The sequence below is a fragment of the Sphingobium sp. MI1205 genome, from assembly GCF_001563285.1.
In the GTDB taxonomy this organism is placed as follows: domain Bacteria; phylum Pseudomonadota; class Alphaproteobacteria; order Sphingomonadales; family Sphingomonadaceae; genus Sphingobium.
On sequence record NZ_CP005188.1, the window covers coordinates 728,863 to 742,204 of the forward strand.

Annotated in this window: 6 protein-coding genes and 2 pseudogenes; 5 read left to right on the top strand and 3 right to left on the bottom strand. The window is 60.4% G+C overall.

All coding sequences use genetic code 11. The features are described 5' to 3' along the window. The first annotated feature begins 210 nt into the window (after window positions 1-210). Window positions 211-1,107: a MurR/RpiR family transcriptional regulator gene (locus K663_RS03540; protein ID WP_062114145.1), complete on the top strand. Its 897-nt coding sequence runs from the start codon at window positions 211-213 to the stop codon at window positions 1,105-1,107. A gap of 13 nt (window positions 1,108-1,120) precedes the next feature. Here K663_RS03540 and K663_RS03545 read toward each other — a convergent pair whose 3' ends face one another. Together K663_RS03545 and K663_RS03550 are read right to left on the bottom strand one after the other, a co-directional pair. Continuing rightward, window positions 1,121-1,789, bottom strand: coding sequence for an HAD-IIA family hydrolase (locus tag K663_RS03545; protein WP_235589502.1), 669 nt, complete (start codon window positions 1,787-1,789; stop codon window positions 1,121-1,123). Between the two features lie 491 nt (window positions 1,790-2,280). Then, window positions 2,281-2,589 (bottom strand): annotated as a pseudogene (locus K663_RS03550) (transposase); the annotation flags it as partial. Between the two features lie 118 nt (window positions 2,590-2,707). On the opposite strand from K663_RS03550, the pseudogene K663_RS23180 reads away from it, so the two are divergent. Continuing rightward, window positions 2,708-3,700: pseudogene (locus K663_RS23180) on the top strand (IS630 family transposase). A 659-nt stretch (window positions 3,701-4,359) separates the two neighbouring features. On the opposite strand, the gene K663_RS03565 reads toward K663_RS23180, so the two are convergent. Beyond that, window positions 4,360-9,225: an autotransporter domain-containing protein gene (locus K663_RS03565; RefSeq protein ID WP_145902224.1), complete on the bottom strand. Its 4,866-nt coding sequence runs from the start codon at window positions 9,223-9,225 to the stop codon at window positions 4,360-4,362. Window positions 9,226-9,692: 467 nt separating this feature from the next. Between K663_RS03565 and K663_RS24595 the strand changes: the two genes are divergently transcribed. From K663_RS24595 to gdhA, 3 genes are all read left to right on the top strand, one after another. Beyond that, window positions 9,693-10,430, top strand: a complete 738-nt coding sequence (locus K663_RS24595; protein WP_062114171.1) for a hypothetical protein — start codon at window positions 9,693-9,695, stop codon at window positions 10,428-10,430. 1,001 nt (window positions 10,431-11,431) lie between these two features. Next, window positions 11,432-11,842 (top strand): nucleoside diphosphate kinase regulator, encoded by a 411-nt coding sequence (gene rnk / locus K663_RS03575; RefSeq protein ID WP_062114174.1) that lies wholly within the window; start codon window positions 11,432-11,434, stop codon window positions 11,840-11,842. 81 nt (window positions 11,843-11,923) lie between these two features. Further along, on the top strand, window positions 11,924-13,273 hold the full coding sequence (gene gdhA / locus K663_RS03580; RefSeq protein ID WP_062114177.1) for an NADP-specific glutamate dehydrogenase: 1,350 nt from the start codon (window positions 11,924-11,926) through the stop codon (window positions 13,271-13,273). The last annotated feature ends 69 nt before the right edge of the window (window positions 13,274-13,342 follow it).

Sequence of the window (13,342 nt, forward strand, 5' to 3'; positions counted from 1 at the left end):
GCTGCAGCGCGTCAACCGCTTGCAGGGGTCAAGTAGGAGTCCGATGTGACAGTTGAATGAACATTACTCAATTTGATGTCACATTAAAAATGAGTTTGTTGTGGTGAAATGGGACGCAACATTGGACCCGATTAAAATGCACTCAATTTTGTAGGGCGTCGAAATGCTGATAGAGGTGGTGTGCGTCCGCACTCGCCATTCAGGACTCTCATGACAGCCTCCACGCCCAAACGCCGTGCCCTTCCGACCACCGACAATGGTCCGATCGACAACACGCTCAATCGCATCCGCGTGGCCCAGCCGGGCATGGCGAAGGGGGCGAGCCGGATCGCCGATTATATCCTCGCCCAGCCCGAAAAGATCGTCGGCATGTCGGTGACCGAATTGTCCGAAGAGACGGGCGTGAGTGAAGGCAGCATCATCAATTTCTGTCGCGGCATCGGCTTGTCCGGCTTCCAGCAGATGAAGCTCAGCCTGGCCCGGGAAATCGTGCAACCGGTCCAGTTCATCCACGAAGATGTCACGCGCGATGACGACATGGACACCATCTGCCGGAAGGTATTTCATTCGGGCATTCAGGCCTTGCGCGACTCGCTGTCGGTGCTGGACCCCACCGCGCTGTCCCGGGCGGTCGACATGATCCGCGCGGCCAAGCGCGTGGAAGTCTATGGCATCGGCTCCTCCGCGCCGATCGCCGAAGATACGCATTATCGCATGCTGCGCATCGGCCTCGACGCGCGGGTGGTGGTCGATAGCCATGTGCAGGCGATCTGCGCATCGCGATGCGACCCTGACGTCGTCGTGCTGACCATCTCGCACAGCGGTGCCACGCATGAGACGGTGGCGGCCACGCGGCTGGCCAGGGAAGCGGGCGCAAAAACCATCGTCATCACCAATTTCGCCCGTTCGCCGATTCAGGCCTATGCCGACCTGGTTCTGTTCACCATGGCGCGCGAGACGAGTTTTCGCACCGAGGCGATGACCAGCCGGATCGCGCAACTCTGCGTGGTCGATGCGCTGATCGCGGCCCTGGCGCTGGCGGATTATGAACGCTCGACCGAGACGCTGCGCCAGACGTTCGACGTGCTGTCGATCAAGCGCTTTTGAGGCGCGGCGCCACTTACCAGTTGAGGATGTCGTCCAGCGTCAGCCCGGCATCCGGCCCGATGAGTATCGGGTAGATACCATAATCGGTTGCGCCCTTTCCGTCCGTTTCAGGATTGTCGCCGATCATCACCGCCTGATGCGCGGCCACGCCAGCGACTTCGCAAGCGCGTGCGAAGAGGAGGGGGGCGGGTTTGCCGACCGTCATCAACGGGGCTGTTGGTACACAGGCCAATAAGGCGGCGAGTATCGCCCCGGTTTCGGGCACGATATGGCCATCGGGTCCGGGATGCGTCGTATCCACATTGGCGACGATCAGCTTCGCGCCACGCTGCAAGGCATTCGCTGCGCGGCATAATTTGGCATAGGTAAAGCGCGTGTCGCGCATCAACAGGATATGATCCGGCTCGTCCCGCACAAGCGTCAGCCCCATGTGTCGGGCATAGGATTTGATCCGCGTTGATCCGAGGAGCATGGTCCGCGCCGGCTGTGCCTGCATGGCCAGGCGTACCGCTTCTGCGCCTGCAAGGATGATCCGATCCGGCGGTATATGGACATTCGCCTGTTTCAGTATGCGCGTGAAATCTTCGGGCAGATGCGTCGAATTATTCGATAGAATGACGACGCGATCCGCGTGCCGTTCCAATAGTATCCGCGCGGCCGGGATCAGAGTGTTGCCGATCATCACACAGCCATCCCAGTCAAGGAATATGGCGGCGGCATTATCGAAAGCGCGTTTCGGTGACGGGGAGGACGTGGCCCCATATCGCATAATCTTCATTTGAATGAGCGACCCTTTGGCAACGCCTCCATAGTACTCATATATTATGTGTTGTAAAGTGAGAATATCTCAAAATGATTTCGTATCATGTCGGTCTCGGACGGCGTTCAAAAACCCGTCGCGGATATTTTCCTGCCCTTTAGGGCGTAGATCTGTAATTGCGGAGCTAGGCGGTGTGATTCCTTGAGGGTTTCATGGATCTGTCCGCACTGGCCGAGCCGGAGGCCGGTCGTGCTGTATCGGATCTCACAGAGGCGAACGTTGCATTGACTCGACGCGGGCTTGTGGGCCCATCCGGTAACCTTCGCAGATCGTTCGTCCCTGCGTTCCCTCGCGGCACACCGCCCTCGGATCAGCTTTGACGCTTCACCGCTGGCAAACAGGTTTTACCTATCTCATGCTTGGAACAAAGTGCCATCACCTAGCATGGCATGCATGATGACCGCGAGGCGGCGGGCAAGAGCGGCGCAGGCCTTCTTAAGGCCTCGGCGCTTGGCGATCTTCATGGCCCATGTCTTCAGGGCGAGGGTTTCCAGGCTCCGGGTGAGGATCGAGTTGGCCGCTTCGTAGAGCAACTTGCGCACGGTCCCGTCGCCCTGCTTGGTGATCCGGCCTGTCCAGTCGAGCTCGCCCGACTGATGGCGTCGGGGCACGAGGCCGAGGTAGGCCCCGGCATTGCGTGATTGTCGGAAGCGTCGCCAGTCAGCCTCAGGGCAAGGGGACGACCATTAGAGCGTTTTTCGACCGCCGTGAATCGATGGGGATTTCCGTCGGGGCAAATTTCTGATTCACAATTCGTGCTGGTGAAGGAGGCCGGTATGGATGGTTCTTTCGATGGATTTGCGCTCTCGGCTTTTGGCGGTGGTGGATGGCGGATCGAGTTGCCGTGCTGCCGCAACCCGGTTTGGTGTTGCACCGTCGACGGCCATCCGCTGGCGCAAGCAGCAGCGCGAGACGGGTGACTTTGCCCCGAAGCGGCAGGGCGGCGACATGCGCTCGCGCCGGGTCGAAGAGCGTGCCGCGGACATTCTGACCATTTGGGAAACGCACAAGGATATCACGCTTGAGGAACTGCGCCTGGCGCTGGCTGAAAGGGGCCTGACCGTTTCCGTCGCCGGGTTGCATCGCTTCTTCGTGCGGCGCGGTCTGACGCGCAAAAAGGACGGGCCATGCAATTGAGCAGGACCGGCCCGACATCCTGAAGCAGCGTCGGGACTGGTTCGACGGCCAACTCGATCTGCAGCCGGAGCCCCTGGTCTTCATCGACGAGACCTGGGCGGCGACCAGCATGATCCGCAGCCACGGTCGGTGTCCGAAAGGCGAGCGGCTGCGGATGGGCTTCCCGCACGGACATCGAAAACCACAACGCTGGTGGCGGGACTGCGCTTGACGGGCATGGTCGCGCCGATGGTGCTCGACGGTCCGATCAACCGCGCCTGGTTCGAAGCCTATGTTGCCCATGTGCTCGTGCTTGAACTTCGACCCGGCGGCACTGTGATCATGGACAACCTGTCCAGCCACAAGCGGGAAGCGGTGCGAGAAAGCATCGAGGCTGCGGGTGCAACGCTACGCTTCCTGCCGCCCTAAAGCCCGGACTTCAACCCGATCGAGAAAGCGTTCCCACGCCTCAAGGCCATGCTCCAGAAGGTTGGCGAGCGCAACGTCAGCGGCCTCTGGAACTTGATCGGCAAACTCGTCCACATCTTCCAGCCCTTCGGCTCCGCCCAATCTGAAATAAACGATGATCATCCGCAGTCTTCCCTTCGCGGATCGGACACCGACGAATATATGCTATTCTACAAAACACTCCTATGATCTTGACCGTAATGCATGGTATATAAAAAAGTCGATCGTGGTTGGATCAAACCGAAGAAGACACTTCTTCGATTATGGCACGTATAAGTACAGGAGATGATCTTGCGATCTGCTGTAGTTCGCGTATCGCGCCTTCTTCCATGCCCTGCGCATATTCGCCTGCTGTCCATGGACGATCGATATACCCGGGAGATGGGACGAAAAAGCATATCGCTCCGCTTTCGTTGGTGAGAATCTGTACACCGTAATGCGTCAGTCTTTCGATGATGAGCCGCGCAAGCGTCCTGTGCAGTGGTGTGTCCGGTCCAGGATTGGTCACTTTCTTGTTGCCTGTTGATTCTGAGTTGAGATCTGCATGATCGCAAATGGATGGACCGCGCGACAAATTTGGACCCGCCAGACACGTTAGAGGATCGGTGCGAAGGGCGGAGAGACTGATCGAGCCCGGGTATCTCTGTTTGATCGGCCAACGAACGCTGTTTCACCACAATGACGTGTCATCCTCTCGACTTTCCTCAGTGATGATTGAACTCATCGTCACGCTCTTGAATTAGAGCTTACCCATCAATCGGTCTCGCGCCCTGCCGGAGGGAACATCGGAATTCGAAAGAAAGGGCGCGCCGTAATCGACGCGCCCCTCCATTCAGTTCCGAGTGGTGTCAGAAGCCGAAGCTAATGCCACTGCGAACCTGGCCAACCGAGTTGTGCCCACCGAAGCCATAGCCGCCGGACAGGAACAGATTGACCCGTTTGTTGATCGAGGCGTCGATGCCCAGTTCGACCAGTCCGTGGCCGTCTGGATCCACACCCTTCAGACGGAAGGTGTTGCCGCCGCCCATATACTGGGCCGTCCGATCGCTGCCGATATTGCCCTGGAAGCTGTACTGCACCTTGGCATAGGGGCGGTAAGCGACTCCGTCCGCATCACCCAGTAGAGCGCCTGCCTTCACACCGAGCACGGGTGAGAAGACGGTCTTCGACGCGTTGTCGAAACGCAGGCCGATACCCGCGCCGCCTTCTTCGGTGAAGCCGTTCATCGACCAGCGACGCAGTGCTAACTTGCCGTAGGGCGTCATGACCAGGTTGCCGCCTGCAGCCACATCGTAGCCCAGCTCGATGCTCGCGTCCAACTGCTTGCCCTTGAAGTCGCCTTCAATGGTGCGAGCCAGCAGGGTCAGGTCCCGCTCGACTTCAAACTTCGAAAAGCCGTAGGCGAACTGGAAGCTGCCGTAGAAGGGGCCGAAACCTTGGGTCGCATAGGCACCGATGGTGTATGTGCGAACCTGTGCTTCTTCCGGCGAGCCTTGGGCGGTTACATCATGCTGGCCGTAGCCGAAGCCGATGCCGAACGCGCCATTCGCCTGATATGCAACGTCGATACCGAAGGCCCCGCCATAGCTGTTGGTCTTGATCTTCGACGCGCCCGACTTGGTGCCGCCCGTCTTGGCAAAGTTCGCCGAGGGGTTGAACCAGATCTGCGTGCCCAGCGCCTCGCCATAGCCGCGGCGAGCAGCCAGACGGTTGACGGTGGTGTTGAAGACCGCATTCTGATCAACAGCCGCAAGCGAACCGTAGATCTCCGCCGAGGAAAGCTCGTTGAAGACCTGCGCTGCCTGTGCACTGTTCATGCGCCAGTCGAGACCCGCCGCGATGTTGGCGATATCCTGAGCATTGGCGATCTCGGTCACCGTCGCAAAGCCGTTGCCGCCAGCGGCATCGGTTTTCACTCGGGCGATGACATCGGCCAGAGCGCTGTCCAGGCCCACCGCAGCCGAGGCAGCGTTGGGATTTGTCGCGCCGGTGGCGTAGCTCTTGCGGATCGCTTCGATCGCCACGGTCTTGGCGGTCGTGTCATGATTCAGGCCGAAGCTGACAAACTGCGAGCCGAGCGCGCTTTCCGCCGTCGCCGTTACATCGCCGGTGCCGGTGTAGGTGAAGAGCGTATAGCCATCGCCCGTCGAATAGAGGCTGTCCTTCGACGCCGTCACCGCGACCTTTCCGGCCAGGTTCAGGTTGCCGTCCACCGTGACCGAAGACGGGGTCGAGAAGACGCCGGCATTGGTTGGAGTGGTGAAGTAGGGAACGCTCACGCCGCCGGTGATCGGGCCCAGCACTTCAGGCGACGAGCCGCCATTGTTGACCGACAGATTGCCGAAGCGGACCAGCGAGGGATTGACGCCTACCACCGTCGTGCCGCTGGCGCTCTGGCTGTAGTTGCCCTGCTGATGAACTTCGACGCCCTTGATCGCTTCCGGACCCGGAGTGACGATGCTGTTGCCGACCGACTGGATGAAGGTCGGCGCACGACGGCCCAGCACCAGGGTGGCATCATTGTTGATGTTGCCCTTGATACCGAAGACGGCATCGTCCGAACCCACTACGTCCAGCTGAACCTCACCCGCCTTCACGTTGAAGTTGTTGGCATCGATCGTCCAGGCTGCCGGGGTCGCTCCTTCGGCCGCGACATATTCGGACCCGGTGACGACGAAGGTGCCGGTGCCGGTCTTGTTCAACTCGTTGACGCCCAGCACGCGGACGCCGGTCGGAGAGAACAGTCCTTCGGCCTCTTCGGTCAGTTCGGCCACGGGGCTGTAGTTCGCAACCGTCGGAGCCGTCGGCTTGAACTCGCTCGCGCCCAGGAAGCCGCTGCCGTTCAGGTTGACGGTGGTGTTGGTCAGGTAAGCACCGCTGTCATCGCGTTGGGCGTCGATATCGCCAAGCGTAATCGAGCCGTTGCTGAGGTTGACAGTCGCGTTGATGTCGGCGGTTTTGACGGCTGCCTGCCCGTTAACGGTCAGGTTGAACGCCGCCGGATCGACCAGCGAGGCATCGAGCGGCACCAGCGGTGACAGCTGCGAGGCCAGGGCCGAGGTGACCTCATCCTGCGAGATAGCGGCGCCCGTCACGACGAAGCCGCGTGACACGCCATTCTGGTCGACCGTGTAGGTCTGGGTCGCTAGCACCGGATCGACGCTGACGTCGGTGGTGTTGATCGCCGCGTTGACCGTGGCCGAGCCGCTGAACTGCGCTGCGCCGATCGTGGTCGTTCCTGCAAGGACGCCATTGTTGGTGACCGCGCCGGTGACACCGGCGAGTTCCACATCGCCCAGGGCCACACCGCTGTTGGTGAAGCTGGCATTGCCACCGACCGGCGAAGCATTGACCGTAGCGACGATCGTGCGCGAACCCGCATCGGTCGGGTTCGTGTCGGTGATTGTGATGCCCACGTCAGAGTCCAGAGACGAAACGCTGAACAGGTTGCCACCCGAACCCAGCAGGCCGGTGTTGACCAGCGAGGCGGAGGTCAGGCCCTCCACTTCGACATCGCCAATGGCGGTGCCGTTGTTGGTGACCGAAGCAGCGCCGCCGACCGGCGTCTCGGTGAAGGTGGACACCTGGCTGACCGGCGTCAGGCCATTGGCTGCGAAAGTGGTGACGGTTTCTTCCGAGTTGCTTTCACCAAGGCTGCTCGCGGACAGGTTGCCGCCTGAACCCAGATTGGCATCGCCGATGACGCTGCCCTGGCCGATGGTGATCGAAGCGCCGCCAATGCCTTCGGCGTTGACGCTACCTGCCACACTTGGCACGCCCTTGCCCTGCAGCGCGGCGGCCGTGTCGATCACGACGTTTGCCGTGCCACCTACTTCTTCGAAGCTATCGCGGAAAGTCGCTGTTGTCTGGCTGCCGACGCCGCCATTGATCGCGAATTCCGAGATCGTTTCGGTGCTGCCGATAGTGCCGCCGACGAACGCGTTGACCGATCCGCCTACGGTGCCCGTGACGGTCGCGCTGGCATTGCCATAGCTGGCACCGACAAATGCGTCGCCCTCAATGCGGCCGGCGCTGGTGAGTGTCGCATTGCCTGCGTTGGTCGCAGCCGCCGTGGTCGAAAGCGTCGAGTTGACGGCCGTGCCGTCGCCCGAAGCGTCGGTGGTGCTGGTGCTGGCGAAAACGAAGGACTGGTCGCCCGGGACAAACGCATTAGCGGACACAGAGCCTTCCACCATCGCGGCCGAACCGACCGACGCGGTCGCCGAGGTCACACCATTGACGTTGACATCCCCGCCGACAAGGCTGGCTCCCTGAAGCGTGACGGAGGCGTCGCCGCCTGCCTGGCGCTGGGTGAATTCGACGCTGCTGCTCGAGGTTGAGCCCTGGAAGACGCCCGCATCATAATCATCGGTGACGTCAGACGCGAAGGTCAGGCTGCTGGCGCTGCCTTGGCTGGTGGAGGACACATCGCCCGACACCTTGCCACCATCGAGGGTGACCGCGCTGCCCGCATTGCCGAACGAACTGACATTGCCATTGCGTCCGGAATCGCCCGGCGCGACGGTGCCGCTGATGTTCACGACGCTGGTGCCGCCCGTAGCCTCGCTCAGCTGCGTGTTGGTGCTGGTGAACACCACAGAGCCAGTGCCGCCCGCGTCACGCGAGTCAGTGGTTGTCGAGACATTCTGGCCGGTGGTTGCGGAACCCTGAGCCGCGGATGAAACGTCACCATGGATGGCGCCGCTGATCGTCGCGCTGCTGTTGCCGCCGGTGAACTGGCTGACGCTGCCGTCATTGCCCGCGTTGAAGTTCAGCGATCCGTTGATGCCGGCATAGGTGCCGTCGATGTCGCCGCCAACCGTCTGGCTGGAGAAGCTGGACTGGGTGGTCGTGGTGGTGCCCGAAACCGTGGTCGTCGGCGCGGTCGAAGAGAACAGTGTGTCCTGGCTGAATGCGTCGGTCTGACCCAGCACCTGGCCGTTGTTCGCGATGGTGATCGCGCCCCGGTCCGAGTTTGCCGAGACACCGCCGTTGATGCGCGCGCCGCTGGCGTTCGAAATCGAGATCGCGCCTTCGCTGGTCGAGCCGTTGGCGTCGCCCGCCACGGTGCCGCTGTTGGAGATGTTGACCGCGCCGGTAGAGGCCGACCCTAGAAGGTTGCCATCGACATTCCCGTCATTGGTGATCTGGACCGTCCCGTCGCCCAAGCCCTGGCCGATCAGGCTACCATCGACCTGACCCGCTACCCCATTGGTAAGCGTTACACTGCCGAATGCCGAGCCATTGATGCTGCTGCCGACCAGATTGTTGTTGGTGACGGAAACGGCGCCGCCGAAGTTGGAAGCATTGACGCTGCCCGCGACTTCGCCGTTGTTGGTCGCCGTGAAGCTATTGGCGGTAGCCGTCGCCGAGCCCACGCCGCCGAAGTTCAGGCCGGTGACATTCCCGTCGTTGTTGACGATGACCGCGCCATCGCCTTCGCCGGCAGCGAAGCCACCTGCGACGAAATCATAGCCGACGCTTGCGCCGCTGATATCCGCGCCGCTCGCGATCGTGACCGTTACATCGGGGTTGGCGGGCGTCGTGATGGCCGTGGCGATGTCGGCGTTGACCGTCGCGCTGGCGCCGGCACCGCTCGGCACGTTCACCGTAGCGGGGGCCGCCCAAGCTCCACCGGCGTTGGCGATCAGCGCAGCCGCCGGGATGGAGGCTGACAACATCAGCATCCTGTTGAACTTCGAACTCTTACTCATTCTTCTTTCCCCTAATCATCGTGCAAAGCCACGAAGCGGATCGCGCAGGGGGTCAGGATGACCGAAGCGACACCCTGTTGCGGCCATCGGGCAGCAAATTTTAGATTGCACTTATGCCCTCTGATCCCCCGCCCGCCGCACACCACCCATTTGCGTAAGTATGTGCAACGTTGCGCAAATCATCTATGCGTAACGTCATTATACCGCAAATGTTTTTGCGATAATATGCGCAAAAGCGCGCATTGCTCGATGATAAGGACAATAATCGAACAAAACCAATAGCTTAGATGGGGGGCAAATAAAAATCGCGCGCAAATCATATGTTTGTACAACATCGTGATCGAGGATTTGCGATCGCGTGCGCACCGGCACATAATGCGCTCGTGCAACATGTTCGCGGGGGCCTGCGCACAGGGTTGCTTACTGATCGGTCGCACAATCCAAGTGCCCAGCGTAGGCGCATAGATATGTCTTTTGATTATGGAAGGGACCAGCGGAGAGCCCGAGATCTCATCGGCTGCCTTGTCGAGGAGACGGGCTTTTCTGCCACGGAGATCGCCCGCCGATCGGGCTTGGCGCCTTCTACGCTCACCCGTATCTATCCTACGCCCACCGTAGGCTATTCGCTTTCGGTGCGGAGCATTGCAAAGCTGCGGGAAGCTTTCCCCGAACCGTTTTCCATGTGTGAGGCCAAAATGCCTTCTGAACTCTCCGCTGCGCCTGCGCCGTCGGCGATGTTGAAGGAGCGCGCCCACCCCTTCGCCATGCCCAGCCCCCGGTTGATTCCGGTCTATGCCGCGGCCCTACTATTTCCCGAGCAAGGGGATGTAGTGCTGGCGAACGATCTGGAGGTTTGGGAAGGCGATCTTTCCCGACCGGCCGCGCATATGACCATGCCCTTCGGATTGAGCGATCCGGACCGCTATTTTGCCATCTATATTCCCGGTGAGGCAATGGAGCCGCGGTTCCGCGCCGGCGAGCGGGTGATTCTGGACCGGATCAAGCCAGCCCCAATCGAAGCCGATGTCCTGGTGCAGTTACGCGACGACACTGAACGGTCGCTGTGGACAATAGGTCGCCTGACCGCGCGCGACCGCAACCTGATCGGGCTGACCCAATATCGGGACCGGGTGACCGGCTCCATCCACCGGAGCCAGATCCGGCATATCTTTCCAATCATCGGCATGATCGATGACGATAGCTGATAGACATCGAAGTAGCCGGCGGTGCCGTGGGTCAAGCCTCCCTTAACCAGCAGGGTCTTGAGCGTGACCATGGCTTCGCTGGTTGCCACCGCGTCGTTCCCGGTAAGCCGCGCTCAACGGCGAGCCCGGTCTCCCAACGGAAGAGGAGCGCGGCTTAGGATTGCTGGAGCATTATAGGTGGTGAAGACGACCGGTTGCTCTTCCGGGCGCTCATCTATGTAGCGCGAGAACGGAAGAGGGTTCGCTTGCAAGATGCGCGGGTCGCTGGCTAGCAATGAGATGGAGGCAAGATACTCCTCGCCGGAAGCCATCCGGAAATGAGCGCTCCCGGCTGGTTTCGATCTGTTGATCGTCAGGCCGTAGACCTCCAATCCTCGCGCGAACCATATTCTCCCCTTCTGAGACGATGCGCCGCGCCCGGCCTTCCACCGCGGCAACTTTTGTGGAGCCTTATGGCAATACATCACGCCGAAGCGGCAAAACCTAGTACAATATTCATTTTATGGCGGAGCGGGAGGGATTAATAACCGCTATTAAAACGGCAGATATCCAGGCTTTCCGTTCACGTTAACTGAAGCTTTCCCACACCCGTTCCCACGGGCATCTCTGCTGGTCGTAAAAACACCATTTCAATAGCATGATGGCGGACGATCCTGGATATGTCCAGACACTATCGTTCGACTACGATTGGCCGATTCCGGAACGATGGCTTGAGAGAGGAAAGCATGATTTGCTGCTATCCAAGGGAAGCCCGGCTGATATCCACAGCCAGGCAAATTGATCAGGCTGCCAGCATTTGACTCACAGCTGGCGGTCTGCCAACGTTCTGTCCATGCATTTGCCGGCTGACTTTACGCACTATCGCTACCAGGGAGGACAGCTCCTCGCGGGCATATAGCCCCGGGTTCTGGCGCGCACGCCTCGAACTCGGGGCAGATTGATGGAACGAGGTCGGCCACCGTGCAGGCGGGCGACTCCCTCCCCTTTCGAAAGCCAGCGCCATGAACAGCCGCACGAAGACGAAGCGTCCCCCCGTCCGCCTTATCGATACCGAAGCCGATATTCTGACCAACCTTGCCCTGAGCGCCTCTGGACACGCCGCGCAAACCGGCGAGCTCCTGTTGGAAGAAATTGCCCGAGCCTCCATCTTCACGGCTGATCGGCTTCCGACCGACGTCATCACAATGCGTTCGCTGGTCGAATTCGAGGACGCCGGGAGCGGGACGATGCGCACGGTACAACTTGTTTATCCCGCAGACGCGGACATCTCAGCAGGACGCATATCGATCTTGACGCCCGTGGGTGCAGGACTGATTGGCATTAGCGAGGGGCATGCCATTGACTGGCCGGACCGTGACGGGCGCAGGCGGCCACTCAATATCCGGAAAGTCACGCAGCCCCGCCGGGCATAGCGATACCGGCATAGCACTTCGGCTGCCCATATATGAGGGGCAGCCGGCCCATTCCTCGCCATCAAAAATAGGAGATCTCTTTTGCCTCGCATCGATGAAAAGCTACTTCCCATCTATGAAGATGTGCTGCGACGGAATGCGGGAGAGACCGAATTTCATCAGGCGGTCGAAGAAGTTCTCGAAAGCCTGGGTGCAGTCATCGCGAAGCACCCGGAGTATCTGGACAACGCACTGATCGAGCGAATCTGCGAACCCGAGAGGCAGATCATCTTTCGCGTTCCCTGGGTCGATGACAAGGGGCAGATTCAGATCAATCGGGGCTTTCGCGTTCAATTCAATTCCGCACTAGGTCCATATAAGGGCGGCTTGCGCTTTCATCCGTCGGTCAATGTCGGGATCATCAAGTTCCTCGGCTTTGAACAGACCTTCAAGAATGCGCTGACCGGTATGCCGATCGGCGGTGGCAAGGGCGGCTCAGACTTCAATCCGCGTGGCCGCTCGGACGGCGAGGTCATGCGGTTCTGCCAATCGTTGATGACCGAACTGTATCGACATCTGGGCGAATATACTGACGTTCCTGCCGGCGACATCGGTGTAGGCGCGCGCGAGGTCGGCTATTTGTTTGGCCAGTATAAGCGCCTCACTAACCGCTATGAAGCCGGCGTCCTGACGGGCAAGGGACTGATTTATGGCGGATCGCGAGCCCGCACCGAGGCGACAGGCTATGGCACCGTCTATTTCCTTGACCAGATGCTGAGGACGAAGAGCGAGAGCCTTGAAGGAAAGCGGGTCGTCGTCTCCGGATCGGGCAATGTCGCGATCTTCGCCATTGAGAAGGTGGACGAGTTCGGCGGCAAAGTCGTCGCTTGCTCGGACTCTTCCGGTTTCATTGTCGATGAGAGAGGGATCGACCTCGACCTGTTAAAGGAAATCAAGCTGGTGCGGCGCGAGCGAATAGCGGAGTATCCTCGCCTGAAGGGCACGGGTGCCTATTTCTCTGAAGCCGGTTCCGTCTGGGAAATTCCGTGCGATGTAGCGGTGCCATCGGCCACGCAGAACGAGTTGAACGGCAATGACGCGTCGGCGCTGATCCGCAATGGCATCCTCGCCGTGGCCGAAGGCGCGAATATGCCCTGCACGCCAGAGGCCGTGCGCATGTTTCAGAGCGAGGGCATCCTCTTTGGCCCGGCGAAGGCCGCGAATGCCGGCGGCGTCGCCACTTCGGCACTGGAGATGCAGCAGAACGCATCGCGCGACAGCTGGACTTTCGAGGAAACCGAGGCCCGCCTGGCCGTCATCATGCGCCGAATCCATGACAGTTGCGCGGAAACGGCTGAAGCCTACGGCGCGCCTGGGAATTATGTGCTGGGAGCCAATGTGACGGGCTTTGTCCGGGTAGCCGAAGCGATGCAGGCAATGGGCGTCATCTAGGCGCGAGAGGAGATCGGAGCACCTGACGGCTTACCCGATAATGCTCGAACACGCGGCAAGACGTGACTG